This window comes from Thiohalophilus sp. (assembly GCF_034521165.1).
Classification (GTDB): Bacteria; Pseudomonadota; Gammaproteobacteria; order UBA6429; family Thiohalophilaceae; genus Thiohalophilus.
The window spans coordinates 345,118-364,629 of the sequence record NZ_JAXHMV010000008.1; the positions used below are offsets into that span (position 1 = coordinate 345,118).

Annotated in this window: 14 protein-coding genes; 8 read left to right on the top strand and 6 right to left on the bottom strand. The window is 58.5% G+C overall.

Translation table 11 applies throughout. The annotated features are described in order from the left end of the window. Position 1 precedes the first annotated feature (1 nt). Genes U5K34_RS06415 through lptM form a run of 3 tightly spaced genes read right to left on the bottom strand, consistent with a single transcriptional unit; the run spans position 2 to position 2,073 of the window. Positions 2–670 (bottom strand): class I SAM-dependent methyltransferase, encoded by a 669-nt coding sequence (locus U5K34_RS06415; protein WP_322564444.1) that lies wholly within the window; start codon positions 668–670, stop codon positions 2–4. An 11-nt stretch (positions 671–681) separates the two neighbouring features. Next, positions 682–1,929, bottom strand: coding sequence for a diaminopimelate decarboxylase (lysA, locus tag U5K34_RS06420; protein ID WP_322564445.1), 1,248 nt, complete (start codon positions 1,927–1,929; stop codon positions 682–684). A gap of 6 nt (positions 1,930–1,935) precedes the next feature. Then, positions 1,936–2,073 (bottom strand): LPS translocon maturation chaperone LptM, encoded by a 138-nt coding sequence (gene lptM / locus U5K34_RS06425; protein WP_322564446.1) that lies wholly within the window; start codon positions 2,071–2,073, stop codon positions 1,936–1,938. A gap of 93 nt (positions 2,074–2,166) precedes the next feature. On the opposite strand from lptM, the gene U5K34_RS06430 reads away from it, so the two are divergent. The 4 genes from U5K34_RS06430 to U5K34_RS06445 all read left to right on the top strand — a co-directional run bounded on the left by U5K34_RS06430 (position 2,167) and on the right by U5K34_RS06445 (position 8,400). Beyond that, the gene (locus U5K34_RS06430) at positions 2,167–2,817 is read left to right on the top strand and encodes a hypothetical protein (protein ID WP_322564447.1); all 651 of its coding nucleotides are present in this window, start codon (positions 2,167–2,169) and stop codon (positions 2,815–2,817) included. A gap of 173 nt (positions 2,818–2,990) precedes the next feature. After that, positions 2,991–4,961, top strand: coding sequence for a sensor histidine kinase (locus tag U5K34_RS06435; protein ID WP_322567627.1), 1,971 nt, complete (start codon positions 2,991–2,993; stop codon positions 4,959–4,961). After that, a complete protein-coding gene (locus U5K34_RS06440) occupies positions 4,954–6,303 on the top strand; it encodes a sigma-54 dependent transcriptional regulator (protein WP_322567628.1) in 1,350 nt (449 codons plus the stop codon). The genes U5K34_RS06435 and U5K34_RS06440 overlap by 8 nt, the downstream gene beginning before the upstream one ends. A gap of 348 nt (positions 6,304–6,651) precedes the next feature. Further along, a complete protein-coding gene (locus U5K34_RS06445; protein ID WP_322567629.1) occupies positions 6,652–8,400 on the top strand; it encodes a thioredoxin domain-containing protein in 1,749 nt (582 codons plus the stop codon). An 81-nt stretch (positions 8,401–8,481) separates the two neighbouring features. On the opposite strand, the gene U5K34_RS06450 is transcribed toward U5K34_RS06445, so the two are convergent. Then, positions 8,482–10,176 (bottom strand): hypothetical protein, encoded by a 1,695-nt coding sequence (locus U5K34_RS06450; protein ID WP_322567630.1) that lies wholly within the window; start codon positions 10,174–10,176, stop codon positions 8,482–8,484. 353 nt (positions 10,177–10,529) lie between these two features. Between U5K34_RS06450 and U5K34_RS06455 the strand changes: the two genes are divergently transcribed. Then, positions 10,530–11,351 carry a phosphate/phosphite/phosphonate ABC transporter substrate-binding protein gene (locus U5K34_RS06455; protein ID WP_322567631.1) on the top strand — a complete coding sequence of 274 codons (822 nt, stop codon included), beginning with the start codon at positions 10,530–10,532 and terminating at the stop codon, positions 11,349–11,351. Between the two features lie 225 nt (positions 11,352–11,576). Here U5K34_RS06455 and U5K34_RS06460 read toward each other — a convergent pair whose 3' ends face one another. After that, positions 11,577–12,335, bottom strand: a complete 759-nt coding sequence (locus U5K34_RS06460) for a 2,3-bisphosphoglycerate-dependent phosphoglycerate mutase (RefSeq protein ID WP_416224058.1) — start codon at positions 12,333–12,335, stop codon at positions 11,577–11,579. Between the two features lie 98 nt (positions 12,336–12,433). Between U5K34_RS06460 and U5K34_RS06465 the strand changes: the two genes are divergently transcribed. The 3 genes from U5K34_RS06465 (at position 12,434) to U5K34_RS06475 (ending at position 16,416) form a co-directional block, all read left to right on the top strand. Further along, the gene (locus U5K34_RS06465; RefSeq protein ID WP_322567633.1) at positions 12,434–13,369 is read left to right on the top strand and encodes a LysR substrate-binding domain-containing protein; all 936 of its coding nucleotides are present in this window, start codon (positions 12,434–12,436) and stop codon (positions 13,367–13,369) included. A 312-nt stretch (positions 13,370–13,681) separates the two neighbouring features. Next, positions 13,682–14,278 (top strand): LemA family protein, encoded by a 597-nt coding sequence (locus U5K34_RS06470; RefSeq protein WP_322567634.1) that lies wholly within the window; start codon positions 13,682–13,684, stop codon positions 14,276–14,278. Between the two features lie 158 nt (positions 14,279–14,436). Continuing rightward, a complete protein-coding gene (locus tag U5K34_RS06475) occupies positions 14,437–16,416 on the top strand; it encodes a M48 family metallopeptidase (protein WP_322567635.1) in 1,980 nt (659 codons plus the stop codon). A gap of 259 nt (positions 16,417–16,675) precedes the next feature. Here the strand turns inward: U5K34_RS06475 and U5K34_RS06480 are convergent, their stop codons facing one another. Then, the gene (locus tag U5K34_RS06480; RefSeq protein WP_322568086.1) at positions 16,676–18,925 is read right to left on the bottom strand and encodes a diguanylate cyclase; all 2,250 of its coding nucleotides are present in this window, start codon (positions 18,923–18,925) and stop codon (positions 16,676–16,678) included. Positions 18,926–19,512 lie beyond the last annotated feature (587 nt).

Here is a 19,512-nt window from a genome sequence, read left to right on the forward strand (position 1 = left end):
TCTACTCGCCCAGGTGGCCCTGTACCACCAGATGCCGGTCGCTGACGCTTTTCACCTCGAGATAATCGAGTCCGGCCTGGTGTAACTGCTGGCGCACCTCTTCCGGCGTAAAGGCGGCACACAACGAGTGATAAAAATCGCGTTGCAGGATGGGCGGCTCATTCGCGGCATACTGCTCCATCAGCTCGCGTGCCTCCCGGGCGCTGGCGGGACGCTGCAGGTCCATGACAAATACCGGTGTGCCGGGGCGGCCGTGTTGTATGACGGCCTGCCAGAGCACCTGCGGGTCGTGCAGGTGATGCAGCAGGCTGTTACTGATAATGACATCGTAAGCGGGCAGGGGAATGGTGTCCCGTGGCAGCTTGACCCGATACAGGTGAATGCGCTCGGTGAGCTGTTCCTGCGTCAGGCGCTGGCGACCCTCCCGCAACATCGCTTCGGCGCCGTCGACGCCGTCAATATGGCAGTGCGGGTAGGCCCGTGCAAAGCGTACGCTGATATCGGCCGGACCGCAGCCCAGATCCAGGATGTTGCCATGCAGGGTCGGGTTGGTAAAACGCTGCTGAAAACAGTCGATGAAAAACTGGTGCGGGGCGTCGAAGTCGGCCCAGGCATAGGCACGGGCCTGTTCCGCTTCGTCCATCAGCTCCGGTTCGGGGATACGCTCCATGGGGATACAGCTCAGGGCAGGGTGGCTTCGCCGGCATACAGCTCGGCCAGCGATTCACGTTCGCGTACTACATGGATCTGATCGCCATCGACCATGATCTCGGCGGCGCGCGGCCGGGTGTTGTAATTGGAACTCATGGAAAAACCATAGGCGCCACAGGAGCGCACCGCCAGCAAGTCGCCTTCGGCGACCGACAGGGCGCGATCCTTGCCGAGGAAGTCGCCGGTCTCGCAAACCGGTCCGACCACGTCATAATAACGGGGATCGCCGTGGGGTTCGGTGTTGACCGGGATGATCTCCTGCCAGGCGTTGTACAGGGCCGGGCGCATCAGATCGTTCATCGCCGCATCGACAATGGCGAAGTTCTTGTCCGGGGTTTGCTTGAGGTATTCGATCTGTGTGACCAGAATACCGGCATTGCCGGCGATGGCCCGTCCCGGTTCCAGTAAAATGGTTTGCGGCCGGTCGGCCAGCAGTTCGCGCAGGGCCGCGGCATAATCGCCCGGCTCCGGCGGTGTCTCCTCGTGATAACGGATCCCCAGACCGCCGCCCAGATCCAGGTGTTCGATCGGGATACCGTCCTGCTCCAGCTGATCCACCAGCAACAGCACCCGGCTCAGCGCATCCAGAAACGGTTCGGTCTCGGTCAGTTGCGAACCGATATGACAATCGATGCCGACAACGGTGATGTGCGCCAGATCGGCGGCGCGGGCATAGACGTCCGGCGCCTGATCGATGCCGATACCGAACTTGTTCTCCTTGAGGCCGGTGGAAATATAGGGATGGGTTCGGGCGTCCACATCCGGATTGACCCGCAACGACACCGGCGCGCTGAGGTTCAGTTCGCCGGCGATCTGGTTGAGACGCCGCAGCTCGGATTCGGACTCCACGTTAAAACAGTGAATGCCCACTTCCAGCGCACGGCGCATCTCATCGGGCCGTTTGCCGACACCGGAGAAGACCACTTTGGCCGGATCGCCGCCGGCGGCCAGCACCCGTTCCAGCTCGCCCTGGGAGACGATATCGAAGCCGGAACCCAGGCGCGCGAACAGGTTGAGCACCGCCAGGTTGGCATTGGCCTTGACCGCGTAACAGACCAGGTGTGGATGATCGCCCAGGGCCTGGTCGAAGGCCTGCCAGTGGCGCTCCAGTGTGGCGCGGGAATAGACATAACAGGGCGTGCCGTGTTGCGCGGCAATTGCGGCCACCGGCACCTGTTCGGCGTACAGCTCGCCGTTGCGATAATTGAAATGATCCATGCTCGTTCAGGAATCCTGTCGGGTTTGTTGTTGTTCGTCGGGCAGGTAGAGGGGACCTTTCTTGCCGCAGCCGGCGAGCATGCTGCCAACGCCCAGGACAATAACCAGAAGGATAAACAGGGTTTGTGGCCAGCAGAAGCGCATGGGCGGACTCATTTATAGAAGGTTTGTGGCATTATACGCGGATGGCCGGACCGATGTCAGAGGTCGCGGCCCCATCAACAGCCGGTAACGCGTATGCTGACCAAAATAGTTATTCTGGGAATTTCACTGCTGGGGCTGGTGCTGCTGATGGCCGGCATCGCCCGGCTGTTTCGGCGCAAGCTGTTGCGCGGTGCCCTGGAAGGGCTCAGCGGCCTGCTGTTGATCTTTGCCGCCATCCTGAGCTGGTCGGTGGCGCTGAATCTGTATGGTTATCAACGCTTCACGCAGGAGCAACCGATTGCCACGCTGCGTTTCGAAGCGCGCGGGCCGCAGGCCTTTCGGGTCTATGTGATCCACCCCGATCAGTTGTCGCAGAGTTTCGACTTGCGCGGTGACGAATGGCAGATCGATGCACGGGTTCTGAAATGGAGCGGGCTGGCGACCATGCTGGGTCTGGACACTGCCTATCAACTGGATCGCCTGACCGGCCGTTTCCGGAATCTGCAACAGGCCCGGGAATCGCCGCATACCGTCTACAGTCTGTACCAGCCGCGCGGCATGGATATCTGGCAACTGGCCCGCGAGTACCGGGGCTGGTTGCCATGGGTCGATGCGATCTATGGCAGCGCCACCTACATGCCGATGGCGGATCGCGCCGAATACACGGTCAGCCTGACCACCAGCGGCCTGATCGCCCGGCCCGACAACGCCGTTGCCGAACAGGCAGTGCGCCGCTGGCGCTGAACAGGTGCGTTAACGCATAGATCATAAAAGCATTACCACCAAGACGCCAAGACACAAAGAATTCGTTGTTTGGGTTCCGGGAAGTCCCGATTCACCACTTTATTCCCCCTGGTGTCTTCGTGTCCTGGTGGTGAGATTTTCGTCGAGCCGCCTGACGGACAGGAAGCGAAACGTTGCGTATACGGACCAACATTTTTATCTGGGTGTTCTTTGCCACGGTGGTGCCGCTGACCGGCCTGATGCTGGGTGCCACCTATTACAGCCAGAATGCCTATCAACAGGTCGTATCGCGGGATGTACTGACCAGCCTGGAGAGTGTTGCCCACGAACTGGAACGCCATCTGCAGGATAACCAGGAACTGGCGCTGGGCATGTCGCGCGCGCCGGCGGTGCAGGAATTCCTGCCGGTGCTGGTCGGGCAGGCCTCGGGCCGGATCCCGCCGCAAGGCCGGTTGCTGCGTTCGCGGCTCAACCACTATTTCGAAGGTTTTCAGACCATCCTGCCCGGCACGTTTTATCTGCGCCTGCTGGATGTCAACGGCAACAGCCTGGTCAAGGTCAGTCACAACATGCGCAGCGTGCCAACCTATGAAAGCCTTTCCGGGCTGGCCTACGTGGAACAGGAGATCAATTCCGAGGCGTTTGTGCAACGACTGCACGAACTGGTTCCGAACCAGGCCCATGCGCTGGAATTACCCCACAACCAGTTCAATGACACCCTGGATCAAACCTTTCCCCTGCTCGATTATGTCGTGCCGCTTTATCATGACGAGCAGTGGGTGGGCGCCCTGACGGTCACCCTGGGCGGACGTAATCTGGATCGGATTCTGGATAACGCCTCGCGCCTGTACCGGGGCGAACTGTTTGTGGTGGAAAACAACCCTGATCGACCGGAACACCACGGGCGGATTCTGTACGACAAGGGCAATGATATCCGTTTCACCCAGATCCGTTCCGAATCAGTACAGGTTGCCGACCAGTATAACGATCGGATGCTGACCGAGGTGGTGGACAGTACCAGCGGACTGTATCTGAGCGACGATGAACAGTTTCATAACTATTATGTTGAGCTCAACCCCTATCCCGATCGCCTGATCAGCTGGGTTCTGACCTCGTACATCAACTCGGACGTGATCACCTCGCCCTATGCCGTCATTCGTATCGCCATTGCTCTGCTGGGGGTGGCCGCGCTGATCATTACCCTGTTGCTCACCGACATTGGCGTGCGCAAGGTGGCGCAGCCGGTCTGTCGCCTCGCCGGGCGACTCAAGGCTTATGCCAACGGGGATCATGCCCAGCGGGCCGAGGAGAAACAGGCTATCGATGAGATCGGGGCACTGGCTCAAGCCTTCAACTATCTGGCCGATACGCTTGATACAGCCCGCGAGCAGCGGGATCGCGCCGAGCACATGATGTTGCAGAGCAACAAACTGGCCAGTATTGGCCAGATGGCGGCCGGAATCGGGCACGAGATCAACAACCCGCTGAACAATGTGCTTTCCTACGCCAAGCTGTTACAACGTACACTGGAAAAAACGGAATACGGCGATGCACAAACCCGTCAACGTTTACTGGATGATCTGAATGCCTTGCGTGACGAGGCGCTGCGCGCCTCGGATATCGTGCGCGGAATTCTCAACTTTGCCCGCCAGGTACCGCCGCAATACAGTCATTTCGAGGTCCGGCCGTGGCTGGAGAATACCCTGGCGCTGGTTCGACAGGCCGCCAAAAGCAAGCGCGTGGAGCTGCAGCTGGAGTGTGACTATGACGGCGAACTTGAAGGGGATCGCAGCCAGTTGCAACAGGCCCTGATTAATCTGTTACTGAACGCCATACAGGCCAGCCCGGCTGACGGGCTGGTGACTATCCGCTGCCAGAGCGAGGAACAGCAATTGCGACTGACCATTTGTGACCAGGGTGAAGGGATTGACGTCCAGAAGCTGGATAATATTTTCGACCCCTTCTTCAGCACCAAGCCCGAGGGCGAGGGCAGCGGTCTGGGACTGTCGATCAGCCTCGGGATCATCGAATATCATAACGGCAGTCTGCATATCGACAACAACCCGCAAGCCGGTGTCACTGCCACGGTGATGCTGCCGCTGCGGGCCGCCACCGCCAACCACAACGCGATCGCTCATGGATAACAAGCCCCTGATACTGTTTGTGGATGATGATCCCAAGGCCGGGGAGCTGATGTCCCGCTTCAGCGAAGAGGCGCCGTTCGATTGTCAGGTATTCCAGGATCCCCTCGAAGCGTTTGAATACTTCAAAAACCACCCGGTCGAGTTGATCGTCAGCGATCTGCGCATGCCCAATATGAGCGGAACCGAGCTGCTGCAGGCGGTGCGGGATGAAGATCAGAGCATTCCATTTATTATCATCACCGGTTACGCCAATGTCGACAGTGCCATTGAGGCCATGCGTCTCGGTGCCACCGATTTCATCAAAAAGCCCTATGACATGGATGAGTTGCAGATGCTCATCGAGCGCAACCTCAAGCTCGATGCCCTGCGCCAGGAAAACCTGCTGCTCAAGCGCCAGCTCAGCGACGAGCGCAATCGTTTCGGCATGGTCGGCCATGCCGGGCCGATGCTGGAGATTTACAAGATTATCAGCAAGATTGCCGATATTCGCTGTAACGTGATCATCGAGGGCGAATCGGGTACCGGCAAGGAACTGGCGGCACGCGCCATACACTACCAGAGCGAATACGCCGACAAACCGTTCGTGGTCATCGACTGCGGCGCTTTGACCGACACCCTGCTGGAGAACGAGCTGTTCGGCCATGAAAAGGGGGCCTTCACCGGTGCCCATCAGAGCAAACGCGGCCTGCTGGAAATGGCCAGTGAAGGCACCATCTTTCTCGATGAAATCGGTAACATCACCGATGCCATGCAGATCAAACTGATGCGGGCGATCCAGGAGCAACAGATCACCCGCGTCGGCGGTGTGCAACCCACGCCCATTGATGTGCGGTTTATCGTGGCGACCAACCAGAAAATCGAGGAGCTGGTCAGTGAAGGCAAGTTCCGCCATGATCTGTACCATCGTCTGAATGTCGTCAAGTTCAGCATGCCGTCGTTACGCGAGCGGCGCGATGATATCCCCCTGCTGGTGCAGCACTTCATCGACCACTATGCCAATCTTTATCATCGCGATGTGCAGGGTTTTGATTCCCCCTCCCTGCAAAAGCTGATGGAGCACGACTGGCCCGGTAACGTACGCGAGCTGCAAAACCTGATCGAACGCACCATCGCCCTGGCCGACGGTCCGACCCTGCATCTGGATGACATCAGCAGTATCCGCAGCGGCGGCAGCATCGACAGCGACCTGCCCACCCTGGCGGAACTGGAGCGGCGCTATATTTACAAAACCCTGGATCGTTTCAACGGCAGCCGGGAACGAACCGCCGAAACCCTGGGTATCAACAAATCCACCCTGTGGCGCAAACTGCAAAGCTACAGGCAGGAAGATGGGGGTGAATAACTACGCCAAGACATTTCTCAATTATTCTGGAACAAACGCGGAGAACGCAAAGACGCAAAGAACGCGGAGAAGTGACTGAATAAAATTGTTTGCAAACACTGATACTAGCTGTATTGTGCAGCAACATTTCTGTCAATACATATAATTATTACTTTGCGAACTCTGCGTCTTTGCGTTCTCCGCGTTAATTTCCAGAGCACAGAATAATAGGCGAGTAACCGAATATTTTCGTGCGACCATTGTCTTAATAACAAGTTTTCGTTAATACTACTGGTTATGTTATTTCTCTCCAGGTGGTTATGCTGTTTCAGTTTATTGTTCCTGCCGCTCAGTGCGGTCGGTGAACAGTTGCGCAATGAATTGGCCGATCATGGTTCGGCCTACCTGGCCATGCACGGTGATGATCCGGTGCACTGGCAGTTATGGAATACCGATGCGGTGGCCAGGGCGAAACAGCAGAACAAACTGCTGTATGTTTCCAGCGGCTATTTTTCCTGCCACTGGTGTCATGTGATGCAGCGGGAGAGTTATCAAAACCGCGAGATCGCCGCACTGCTCAACCGTCATTTTATTCCGGTCAAGGTGGATCGCGAGCTTAACCCGGCACTGGATGACCGGTTGATCGATTTTGTCGAGCAGACCCAGGGTTACAGTGGCTGGCCACTGAATGTGTTTATCACGCCCGATGGCTATCCGCTGGTGGGCATGGTCTATCAGCCGCCGGAGGATTTTCGGCGCATCCTGGAGCGCATTCATCAGCAGTGGCAGTCGCGGGCAACACAGCTGAACGAACTGGCCCGGGAGACCACCCGGTCGCTCGATAGCCGGAGCGCACCCGCCGGTGAGTCAATGACCCCGCAACAGTTGCGGCAACGTTTTATCGAGGCCGCCATGAATCAGGCCGACGATTTGCAGGGCGGTTTCGGCGATCAGAACAAGTTTCCTTCCGTCCCGCAACTGGAGACGCTGCTCAGCGTCTATCAACAGGATCCCGACAAACATCAACAGATCGGCGAGTTTCTGCGCCTGACCCTGGACATGATGGCGCAACGCGGCCTGTACGATCACCTGGCCGGCGGGTTCTTTCGTTATGTGGTCGACCCGGACTGGCAGGTGCCTCATTTTGAAAAGATGCTCTATGACAATGCCCAGCTGGCATCACTTTACCTGCGTGCCGAAAGGATATTGATGGAGCCGCGTTACCGGCAGGTCGGCCTGGAGACGCTCGATTTTCTGCATCGCGAGTTTCAGCTGGATAATGGCGGTTTGCTGGCCAGCTTTTCCGCGCTGGATGGCAACGACGTGGAAGGCGGGTATTACCTCTGGCAGGAAGACGAGTTCAAACAGGTACTGAACGAGCAGCAATACCAGGTGGCCAGCCGCGCCTGGGGGGTGAGTGGCCCGCCGGAGCTGGATCACGGCCATCATCTGCAACTCAATCGGGATATCATCAACCTGGCCGATACGCTGGGGATGACCCTGGAGGAGACAAAACAGATCCTGCAGCAGGCGCGCGACAAGTTGCTCGCCTATCGTCGCAGCCAGCGCATCCTGCCCAAAGACAACAAGCAGATCGCCGCCTGGAACGGGCTGGCGCTGTCGGCCTACGTGGCAGGGGCCCGGGAGCATGCCCGCTTCGACGATGGCGCCCGGGAACTGGCGACGTTCCTCGTCTCCGAATTGTGGGATGGCAAGCAGCTCAGGCGGGCCGCTAATGCGGGCCAGCAGCTTGGGCAGGTGGGACTGGAGGATTACGCCTATGTCGCCAGAGGCCTGCTCGACTATGCGGCTTATGTCGGCGATCAGCAGGTGCTGGCGACGGCCCGGGCGATCATCAAACAGGCCTGGCTGCGGTTTTACAGCCGGGTCGGCTGGCAACTGCAGGAGCTACCCTTGCTGCGATACGGTGCCCGGCAGATGGCGTTACCCGACGGTCCCATGCCGTCGCCATCGGCGGTATTGCTCGAGGTCACGCAACGACTGTTGCAGCATCATTCTGACGAACAACTCAAAGAACAGTGGCAACAGGCGAAACAGCGCGGTATGGGTGTATTGCAGGCATCACCTTTCTGGCATGCGACCCGGATCATGCAGTAACCACTCCGTCCAGGAGTCAGGATGGGCATCTACCGAACGCCGCCGCGTTGAAAGGTTCAGAAGTTTCCCGGCTAAAATCGTTCAGGTGATGTACAACGTGGCCGGATCCACCGGCGGGCGTTCCATGACCTCAAACTCGAACTGGTTGAAGGAGTGGGTCGATAACAGCAGTTTCTTCAAACGTACATAAAACAGGCGGCGCTTCATATTGACCGACAGCACCGAGTCGATATCGAAGACCGAGGCCGGCACAATCAGGCTGCGTCGTTGCTGTACCGATACCTGTTTGGGAATCAGCAGGCCGCGGAAATAGTCGGTGCCCTCGCCGGTGCCCTGCAGACCTTTCACTGCCACGGCGACTGCCGAGTTGGCAATGCTCATGATACCCAGTTCCATGCCCTCGGCCGGGCGGGTCCTGAGCCAGCGAATTACGCCCGGTTGCCAGTGCAGACAACGGTCGTTATCACACCAGGCCACGATTTCACCGACCTTGACGTTGGAACAACCCGATTCGAGGGTACAGGCCAGAGCCGCGCCGTGGGCGCTGGCGTTTCGCTGCCACCAGGGATTGGCGCTGTAATCATGGGCATGATAACTGTCTTTTTGCATGGCGGTGTCATAGGCCGTGGCCATGACCTCTGGCGCAATATCGACTTCATCGCGATATTTGATCACGAACTCATCCATCTCCGGGGTAAAGGCGTTGCGCTGATTAATATAGTGATGCGCGGCATTTAACCCCATTGCCATGCGAATCGTGGCAGAGTGGCTGTAGCGCGTGGTCTGGCGTTTGAGTGCCCCCTCCCAGGCATCCGAGAGCCGCAGCAGCATGTCCCGTTGATAGCGCAGTACCATGGAGTGACGATCTTCTTCCAGGTTGTGCATGGCGGTCTTGAGAATTCGCTGCAAATGCGCATCCAGGCGCTGTTTGACCTCCTCGATCTCGATAAGGCGCCCGTCCCGTGGTTGCCACTGGATCTCCTCGCTGATAAAACGTGGCGGCTGGTCGGATTCAAAGTCCAGCGCGAATTCCCCGGCCAGGGAATCACCGGGCAATGGCAATAAATGGCAATAGGGTGTCCAGGCCGAGACCAGATAATGAATATCATCCGCCTCCCCGGCCATCAGGTGATAGGGCTCGGCGAGTGACAGCAACAAAGAACGCTTGTAGACCAGGTCGATAGTGTAGCCAACAGGCAGGCTGTAATCGGGAACCGGATCATCGACCGGCTGGTCCTGGAAACCCTGCGATTCGGCATAACGATATAACTGATGCAGTTCCCGCCAGACATGTTCAGATTCCGTGGCGTAAACCATATAGCAGGTCAACAGACGTCGGCCCAGGTACTGGATACTGTGATAGATCGCTTCGCGTAGCAGCAGTCGGGGGTGCTCTTTCTCCGGCTTGCTTGCTGCCAGTTCGCTGACCACGATTTTGTAGCCCGCCGCCATGCCGTCCAGCAAGGCGTGCAGGTCGTTATAGGTTTGAAGGTTTTTCTGGCTCAGCGGGATACTGGCCTGCTTCAGATGCCGCGCGAGGGTCACCAGTAACTGGCGGGCGACCGGACGCAGGGTATCCAGCAGTTGTATGCGATCCTCTGGAGGGCTGGCGGTCTGGTTAAGCTGCTCCAGTTGCTTGATAAACAGGTGAACAGTCTTGCGGGTATAGGCGGTCGGCAGGTTGTGCAGCCACTCACGCAGCTTCTTGACGCGCATGGGCGGGCGCGCCCGGCGCGACAGGTCCTGGGAGGGAATATCCAGAGTAGGTAAAGTCACTTGCACAGTATCCGGTAATCAAGCCAGTGACAGGAAGTATAACGCAGCTTTGGGAGGTTTGTGTGGTGCAAACTGCAAACTATCGGACTGCAGGGCGCAGTAAAGTAATCTTAATTTATAGTGGCCAACACAGCGGTGGTCCAGGCAATTATTGTGACCTGTGTAGTGCTTTGTAGATTTGCGGCTCCTCATGCGGAAAGATTTACGCAAGGATATCCGTCGGCGCAGAGTTTGCATGAGTCAATGGCTCAAAAGTGGGAACGTTTCGCTTTGCGTGCCGGGCAGACTTTTGTTCCCGCCAATAACAAAAGTCCCGTCGACAGGATTGAATAAATCGATAAAAAGGAGGGACCATGAGAGCTCGCATGCTTTTGCTGGCACTCGGCTTGTGTGTCATGCAGCCATCGCTGGCGGCCGATCCGTTGATCATGACGGCGCCGCCGCGTGAGTCTGAAGAGGCCGGCCAGAAACAGTATGAAGTCACGGCCAGTTATATAAGCGACGTTCTGGGCAGGCCGGTACATTACCAGCACCCGGGTGCCTGGTTGCGTTATCAGCATGACATGCGCAACGATGTATACGACATCGTCTTCGACGGGCCGCATTTCGCCTCCTGGCGGGTCGCCCACCTTGACCACGAGATGCTGATCAGGCTGCCGGGCTCCTTGCAGTTCCATCTGCTGACCGGGGCGGGCAATGATCAGGTCAATGAACCGGATGATATGATCGGCCGCAAGTTCTGCGGAATTTCCCCGCCCAACCTTTCCACCCTGAGTATCCTGGGACGCTTTCGCAATCCCGTGCGCCAGCCGGTCGTACGGGGAGTCAAAGGTGGCATGGGGGCGGTATACAAGGCCTTTCAACAGGAGCAGTGCGAGGCGTTTGTGGTCCGGACCGCTTACTATCGAAATGCCATGAGCGAAGAAGATCGCAAGGGATTGAAAATTATCTACACCTCTCCGGCCATGCCCAACCAGTCTATCTCGGTCAGCAGTCGACTGACGCCGCAAGAGCGCGGCAAGTTGCGTCAGGCATTGCTTTCCGAAGCCGGAACACAGGCCTTGCAACCGACGCTGAACCGCTTTGCCAGCAAGGCCAAACGTTTTATTGCAACTGATAATGCGGAATTCAAGGATTACAATACCCTGCTCGAAGGCGTGATCTTCGGCTGGTAACCTCGGTTCAACGCGCTGGACATTAAACGCAAAGAATGCCGAGACGCAGAGGTCGCAAAGTAATCATGATATGGCTTTTACTGCCTGTCTGAGCTGTAGGGTGGATCAAGCGCGCAGGCGGAACCCCCGTTCTCGCTTGACACTTCGCACCTGGAAGCGCCGGATCCGCTGCGCTTGATCCGACCTACCCGCTCAGAACTCAGAACTCAGAACTCAGCACTATTTTTATGCCGCCTGATGATCCGGCTGCTCGAGATACTGCCAGTCCAGCGGTGTCCCGTCGCGATTGAAGTGATAGACAATCGGTGTGGCGGTCGGAATCTCGAAGCCTTCAACTTCCTCGACGCTCATATTGGCCAGCACCATGATCAGTGCCCGCAGGGTGTTGCCGTGGGCGCTGATCAGCAGACGCTCGCCCTGGCGGATGCGCGGGACGATTTCATCATTCCAGTAGCGCATCACCCGTTCGCGGGTCTGGGCCAGGTTTTCCACATCCGGCAGGTGGGCGGGGTCGATATCGTGGCACAGCGGATCGTGGCAGCTGTGCCGTGCATCCTCGCGGCTCAGCGCGTCGGCACGATCGTGATAGCCCCGGCGCCAGCGCCACACCTGCTGCTCGCCATGGCGTGCGGTGGCCTCACCCTTGTCCAGCCCCTGCAGGGCGCCGTAATGGCGTTCGTTCAGCTGCCAGGCCCGGGTGCGCGGAATGCCATCCTGACCCAGTTCGGCCAGCAGGATATCCAGCGTAGTTACCGCCCGCTGCAATCGCGAACTGTAGGCCGCGTCGAAGACGAATCCCTGCTCGCGCAGAAGTTTGCCGGCGGCATGGGCCTCGGCGATGCCGGCCCCGGTCAGCGGCGGATCGGCCCAGCCGGTGAAGCGGTTCTCCCGGTTCCACTGGCTCTGGGCGTGGCGAATCAGGACCACCGGCACCGGGCCCGGGCCGGGGCGGGATTGGGTTGGTTTTGTCGTCGTCGTTTTCATCATAACTTTAGCATAGGCAGGATCTCTTTATTTTTAAAATCGTTTGTTTATACTGTATTAATCGGTATTACCTATCATAAGCCCGGGCCAGAAAACGTATGAATATCAGAGACCTGCAATACATCATCGCCGTGGCCGAAACCCGCCATTTCGGCAAGGCGGCCGAGCGCAGTTTCGTTAGCCAGCCGACCCTCAGCGGCCAGATCAAAAAGCTCGAAGAGCACCTGGGTGTGGCGATCTTCGAGCGCACCAACCGCTCGGTGGAGGTGACGCCCATCGGTGAGGTCATCCTGCAGCACGCCCGGCAGATCATGGAGCAGGTCGACGCCATCGAGCAGGTTGCCCAGGCCCATCACGACCCCCTTGCCGGGCCGCTGCGCCTGGGCGCGATTCCCACCATCAGTCCCTATCTGATGCCGCTGATCCTGATGCCGCTCAAGCAGGACTACCCGCAACTGCGCCTGGTGCTCTCCGAGGAGGTGACCGACACCCTGACCCGTCGCCTGCAACAGCACGAAATCGACGCCGCCCTGCTGGCCACCCCGGTGGAGGAGCCGGAACTGGAAACAATGCCTCTGTTCGACGAGCCCTTCTGGCTCGCACATCCGCGGGATCACGCGTTTTATAATAAGGAGCACATCACCCGCGAGGACCTGGAGACGACCGAACTGCTGTTGCTGGCCGAAGGCCATTGCCTGGCCAAACAAACCATGGAAGTCTGTCGCCTCAAGGAGCGCAGTACTCGCGGCGAAATGGCCGATCTGCGTGCCGCCAGTCTGGAAACCCTGCTGCAACTGGTCGGCGCCGGCTTTGGCTCCACCCTGGTGCCGGCCCTGGCCATGCGCGGCAGCTGGGCTACCGGCAGCGGGATCGTCACCCGCGAGCTGGAATTCCCCGACGCCTATCGCCGCGTCTCCCTCGTCTACCGCGCCAGCTTCCCGCGCATCGAGGCTCTGCATACCCTGGCCCGGGTGATCCACGATCATCTGCCCAATACCGTGACGCCAATTGACGCCGTTGGCGTCAGGGGCTAGTAACCAGGGCCAGGTATAGGGTGCGTCCCACGCACCAATACACTTAGCACTCAGAACTCAGAACTCAGAACTCAGAACTCAGAACTCAGAACTCAGAACTCAGAACTCAGAACTCAGAACCCAGCACTCAGAGCCTGTAGGAGGCGATTTTGTCGGCGACCTGCCTGGGCTTAGAAAAGTCGCGGCTAAAAGCCCCTCCCACATCACCTGCCACTAGCTAGCTGCCAACTGCGAACTCAGCACTCAGAACTTGTGGCCCCTGTATCTATATCCCGCTATGATGCCCTGACGAACCGCGCTGGAGAGTAAAAAATGGATATTTCGACAATCGTGATCCTGGTGGTACTGGGCATCATCGTGGTCTACATCATCGCGATCTACAACCGCCTGGTGGCGTTGCAGAACCGCTTCAAGAATGCGTTCGCCCAGATCGAGGTGCAGCTCAAGCGCCGTTATGATCTGATCCCCAACCTGGTGGAAACCGCCAAAGGTTATCTCAAGCACGAACGCGAAACCCTCGATGCGGTGGTGCAGGCACGCAATGCCGCGCAGCAGGGGCTGGATCAGGCCCATGACGATCCCGGTAACCCCGATGCGATCGATAACCTGAGCCGGGCCGAAGGCAATCTGGCCGGCGCGCTGGGGCGCTTCAACGTGGTGGTCGAGGCCTATCCCGATCTCAAGGCCAACCAGAACATGATGCAGCTTAATGAGGAGCTGACCAGCACCGAGAACAAAGTCGCCTTCGCGCGCCAGGCGTTCAATGACGCGGTTATGGCCTACAACACCTACAAGCAGTCCTTCCCGCAGAATGTGTTCGCCGGCCTGTTCGGCCACGGCCAGGATGCCCATCTGCTGGAGTTCGAGGACAGCGCCGAGATCCAGGCCGCGCCCAAAGTCTCATTTTGACCCGGCTGTTGCACTAAACAGGAGTTTTGAATGCCCGTTCAAAGAGATTGCTTCGTCACGTTGTTCCTCGCAATGACGTCACTGTTTTCAGTCATTGCGAGCGAAGCGAAGCAATCTTTTGAACAACGTGATCGGGTATTCGGAGCGTTTGGATAGCCATGGACTTTTTTGAAGCGCAGGATCGAGCCCGACGCCAGACCGGCTGGCTGGTATTGCTGTTTATGCTGGCAGTGGCGGGACTGATCCTGCTGACCAATCTGCTGGTACTGGGTGTCCTCGCCTATAACCAGACCGGGGTACCGACTTTCTCTCCCGCCCTGCTGGCCGAGCAGTTTCAGTGGGATGTGTTTCTCGGCGTGGCCGCGGTGATCATCGCGCTGGTGTTTCTCGGCAGTGCCTATAAAACGATGTCGCTGTCCGGCGGCGGACACAAGGTGGCCGAGATGCTCGGTGGTCGCGCGCTCAGCCCCGACAGCCGCGATCCCGATGAACGCCGTGTGTTGAACGTGGTGGAGGAGATGGCCATCGCCGCCGGCATGCCGGTGCCCCGGGTTTATCTGCTGGAGGAGGAGGGTATCAACGCCTTCGCCGCCGGCTCCAGCCCCAACAATGCGGTCATCGGTATCACCCGCGGCGCCATGGAGACGCTGACCCGCGACGAGCTGCAAGGGGTCATCGCCCACGAATTCAGTCACATCTTCAACGGCGACATGCGCATGAATATTCGCCTGATCGGCGTGCTGCACGGCATCCTGTTGCTGGCGCTGATCGGCTACTTTTTGTTGCGCTCCTCTTACTTTGTCCGTGCCTCGCGCAACCGGCAAGCCGGCGGACTGGTGGTGGCGATCATCGCGCTGGGCGTCGGTCTGCTGGTGATCGGCTATGTGGGCCACTTCTTCGGGCAATGGATCAAGGCCATGGTCAGTCGCCAGCGCGAATACCTGGCCGACGCCTCGGCGGTACAGTTTACCCGCAACAAGCAGGGCATCGCCGGGGCATTGAAAAAGATCGGTGGTGCCATGCACGGCTCGCTGCTGGAAACCCCGGCCGCCTCCGAGTACAGCCATGCCTACCTGGCCCAGGGCGTCAAAGGCTTCATGCAGTCGCTGTTTTCCACCCATCCGCCGTTGCCGGATCGGATCAAGCGTCTTGATCCCGCCTGGGACGGCGAGTTTGTCGTCCCGGTCAAGGTGCCGCCAGGCGAGGCAACACAAACTGAAACGCCGCACATGGAGGCCGCATCAGGCGGCACGGCCGCGACAGCGGCGAAACCCTCGATCGATATTGTCGGCGCGGTGGTGGCCGCCGGGGTTCTCAGCGCCGGCAGGATGGTCGACCAGGTCGGCCGCTTTGACAAACAACAGGTCGAGGCGGCACAGGCGATCATCGCCGCCATCCCGCCCTCACTGCGCGAGGCCGCCGCCGAACCCTTCGGCGCCCGGGCGGTGATTTACGTGTTGTTACTCGATCCCCGTCCCCAGGTCGAACGCGAACAACAACGTCTGCTGGAACAACAGGCCGATCCGCAAGTGGTTGAGCTCAGTAAAACATTATCGGCCCACCGCCGGGAACTGCCCGAAGCGGCCCGCCTGCCGTTGATCGAACTGACCCTGCCGGCGCTGGAAGGCCTGTCCGACGAGCAGTACCGCCGTTTTCGGGCTGTGGTGCAGGCGTTGATCGCCGCGGACAAACGCGTCGATCTCAAAGAATGGATCCTGCAGCGGCTGGTGATCCGACAACTCGATCAACAGTTCGGTCTGCGCAAACCCGCCAGGGCGGTACACGGCAAACTGACCCGGCTCAAAGACGAGTTCCAGGTGATGCTCTCGCTGGTAGCACATACCGAGTACCCCGACGCGCAACAGGCCGAACAGGCCTTCGACGCCGGCGCGGCCGAAGCCGATATGACCGATCTCACCTTGCTGCCGCGCGACGCGCTCGATCTCAACACACTCAACCACGCACTCGACACCCTCGAACAACTCAAACCCCTGGCCAAACCCCGCCTGCTCAAAGCCTGCGCCGTCTGTATCCTGCACGATGGCAACACCACCGTTCCCGCGCAGGAGTTATTGCGCACCCTCGCCAGTTGCCTCGACAGTCCCATGCCAATATTAGTTAAAAGTTCTGAGTCCTGAGTGCCGAGTTTCAGGTAGAGTGCGTCCCACGCACCGCTCCTTTATGTCGGTGGTTTGATGGTGCGTAGAACGCACCCTACTGAACTAAGTACTAAGTACTAAGTACTCAGAACTCAGAACTCAGAACTCAGAACTCAGAACTCAGAACTCAGAACTCAGAACTCAGAACTCAGAACTCAGAACTCAGAACTCAGAACTCAGAACTCAGAACTCAGAACTAAGAACTAAGAACTAAGAACTAAGAACTAAGAACTAAGAACTAAGCATTCCCCACGACCCGGTTCCTGCCGCCTTCCTTGGCCTGGTACAGCGCATCATCGGCCCGTTTGACCAGGCTTTCGAGTCTGTCTCCGGGTTGGTAGGTACTGACTCCCAGACTGACGGTGATCTGTCCGGCTGAGGGGAAGTCGATATCGGCAATGCGCCGGCGCAGGTGATCAGCCGCCTGCAGGGCGGCATCGAGCTCTGTTTCAGGCAACAGAACAATGAACTCTTCACCACCCCAGCGTGCCGGGATGTCGCTGCTGCGCAGTTGTTCGCGCAGGGTGTCGGCGAGCAGGCGCAGTACTTCGTCGCCCACATTGTGGCCGAAACGATCATTGACGGACTTGAAGTGATCGATATCAAACAGAATCAACGCCAACGCGCGATGATAACGGTTCACGCGTTCCAGCTCCTGCAATAGCAACGCTTCAAACTTGCGCCGGTTATACAGTCCGGTGAGGGCGTCATGAATAGCCTGCTGTTCCAGTTTATTGATCAGATGCTGGCGAACCCGGGTGCCGCCAATCAGCTCCGCTGCGACCTGCAACAATTTGAGATAATTATGTGACCAGTGAGGTTGTTGTTCGGCGAAGGAGAACATCAATGTGCTCGCGAGCACGCCATCCCGCAGGATGGGTAATACCAGCACTGACTGTTCGCCGCCGGAGACCAGCAGGGCGTGCTCAAGGACGTCCCGATTCTCACTCTCGGCATGCACAATAACGGCGTCGGTATGCAACAGTTTTTGATAATAAGGTGCGACGACGACAGCCGGAATATGGAAGTCCGCCTCGCGTGGTGTAATCCCCGGGGCGCACCATTGTAAATACAGATCCAGACCGCCGTTTTCGGGGCTGTAATCATACAATACACAGCGGTGGGCGTGTAAAAATTCTCCCATGCTTTCGAGCGCGTGAAAGATGCCATTATGCTTTGCATCGGTATCACTGTTTAATAAAGACAGGGAGACGTCACGCAGCAGTTCTTCCAGTTGCAGTTGCTGTTGCAGGTCTTCTTCGGCCTGTTTTTTAGCGGTGATATCGATGGAGGTTGAGACAATGCGCTCCTCACCACCGACTGCCATCGGTTGCAGGAACACATCCTCCCACATGGCCTTGCCCCCGGCATTATAAGTAAGCCATTCGAAGCGTTGCGGCCCATGTTTGTGCACGCGTTCGAACCAGCGTTGGACATCTTCCAGGCTATAGGGCGGCTCCACCCAGATGCTGCGCAGCTCGAAAGACAATCGGTTCAGCTCTGCCACATCCGCCACGCCGTGAATCTCCAGGGCACGTGCATTGGCCTGCAGTACTTCGGCGGTGTGTGGATCATGTACCATCACCGAGACCGAGCTGTTATCGAACAACGCCTGCAGCTGATTTTTTTGCTCCTGCAGTTCACGGGTGCGTTCCTGTAATTGCAGGGTCAGTTCGGACCGCTGACGACGCAGGCCGCGCAGGTAGAGGCTGAAAAAGATCAATGCCAGTACAAACAGGGCCGCGATCAGGGTTGGCATCAGCCAGCGGGGGGTAACCTCAACGGTGCTGGTATGGGTCCAGCGCTGGGTAATACGATCCAGCTCGGCGTCCGGCAGGTTGGCGATAGCCTCGTTGACTTTTTTCAACAGGACGGACTCCCCGGGCCGCACCGCCGCCACCAGTTGCTGCCGGTACAGCACTTCCAGCACATGGAAGTCACCGGGCGTGGCGTACTGATCCAGCAGATAACGCCCCACCGGGTGATCGGCGGCAAACGCCGTAACCTCGCCCGCCACCGCGGCGGTGACCAGATCGGCGTTATTGGGATACTCGCGCAATGGCAGTTCCGGATACCGTCCCTGCAAAAACTCCCGCTCGTAACTGCCGGCCACCACACCGACAGGGGTCAGTGCCGGGTCATCCAGCGTGCGGGCCTGAATGTCGGCACTGATAAACAACACCGTCTCCAGCGGAATCAGCGGATGAGAAAAATCCAGGAATTTCGCGCGCTCCGGCGAGGCAAACAGCCCGCCATGCACCTCGGCCCGTCCGTCGCGGACCTGCTCGATGGTTTCTGGCCAGTCCGCCAGGCGAAATTCCACCGGCCGATCCATCTGCCTGCCCAGTGCCCGCCACAGATCCACCAGCAAGCCCCGCGGCTCGCCGTGGCGATCCCGAAACGCCAGCGGCGGCCAACTGTGATCCTGCGAGATCACCAGCGGCGCGGGCTCCGCCTCGTCGGCCGCCAGCGTCGTCGCCGGCAACACCAGCGCCAACAAGAAAAACCCTGTAAATCTGAATAAAAGAGTGGGGGACATAACCATAGTTTAGTTGTAACAACACAACCGGCCAAGAGTTAGCCGGCCGCCAGGGTGAGGGAAATCCGGGACACCTCAAACAGGATAACGTTATCGACAGCCCGGCGGGAATGTTGAGCGTTTAACCAGTATGCGTGTCCCTGATTTCTCGACGTTATGTTGAGAATCATCCCCGGCCGGAGGCCGCCGGGGTCAGGAGCTGGTGCCCGGGGCTTCCAGATAAAGCGCCGGATCCACGTCGCTTGATCCGGCCTGCCTGTTTGAATCGTAGGGTGGATCAAGCCGCAGGCGGATCCACCTTGCTTACTCAGCACTCAGCACTCACCCCACAGCCCTAAGCCCCTGCAGGAGCGCCCCACGGGCGCGATATCGACTATGCCGGAGATCCGACGCTTGTCTGACGACTGCCATCTGCCAACTGCCTACTTTCTCTTCTCGTCCCGACGGCAATGGGCCCCAGAACGCCTTTCGACCAGGGAAATCCCGGACTAATTAAAGGGCTTTGACCCCTTAATTGTGACCCCTTAATTGAAATA

Excerpts from the sequence above, each read along its gene's own strand:
- U5K34_RS06415 (WP_322564444.1), bottom strand. The coding sequence starts at position 670 with ATGGAGCGTATCCCCGAACCGGAGCTGATGGACGAAGCGGAACAGGCC.
- U5K34_RS06455 (WP_322567631.1), top strand. The coding sequence starts at position 10,530 with ATGAGAGCTCGCATGCTTTTGCTGGCACTCGGCTTGTGTGTCATGCAG.
- lptM (WP_322564446.1), bottom strand. The coding sequence starts at position 2,073 with ATGCGCTTCTGCTGGCCACAAACCCTGTTTATCCTTCTGGTTATTGTC.
- lysA (WP_322564445.1), bottom strand. The coding sequence starts at position 1,929 with ATGGATCATTTCAATTATCGCAACGGCGAGCTGTACGCCGAACAGGTG.
- U5K34_RS06440 (WP_322567628.1), top strand. The coding sequence starts at position 4,954 with ATGGATAACAAGCCCCTGATACTGTTTGTGGATGATGATCCCAAGGCC.
- U5K34_RS06475 (WP_322567635.1), top strand. The coding sequence starts at position 14,437 with ATGGACTTTTTTGAAGCGCAGGATCGAGCCCGACGCCAGACCGGCTGG.
- U5K34_RS06470 (WP_322567634.1), top strand. The coding sequence starts at position 13,682 with ATGGATATTTCGACAATCGTGATCCTGGTGGTACTGGGCATCATCGTG.
- U5K34_RS06465 (WP_322567633.1), top strand. The coding sequence starts at position 12,434 with ATGAATATCAGAGACCTGCAATACATCATCGCCGTGGCCGAAACCCGC.
- U5K34_RS06430 (WP_322564447.1), top strand. The coding sequence starts at position 2,167 with ATGCTGACCAAAATAGTTATTCTGGGAATTTCACTGCTGGGGCTGGTG.
- U5K34_RS06460 (WP_416224058.1), bottom strand. The coding sequence starts at position 12,335 with ATGAAAACGACGACGACAAAACCAACCCAATCCCGCCCCGGCCCGGGC.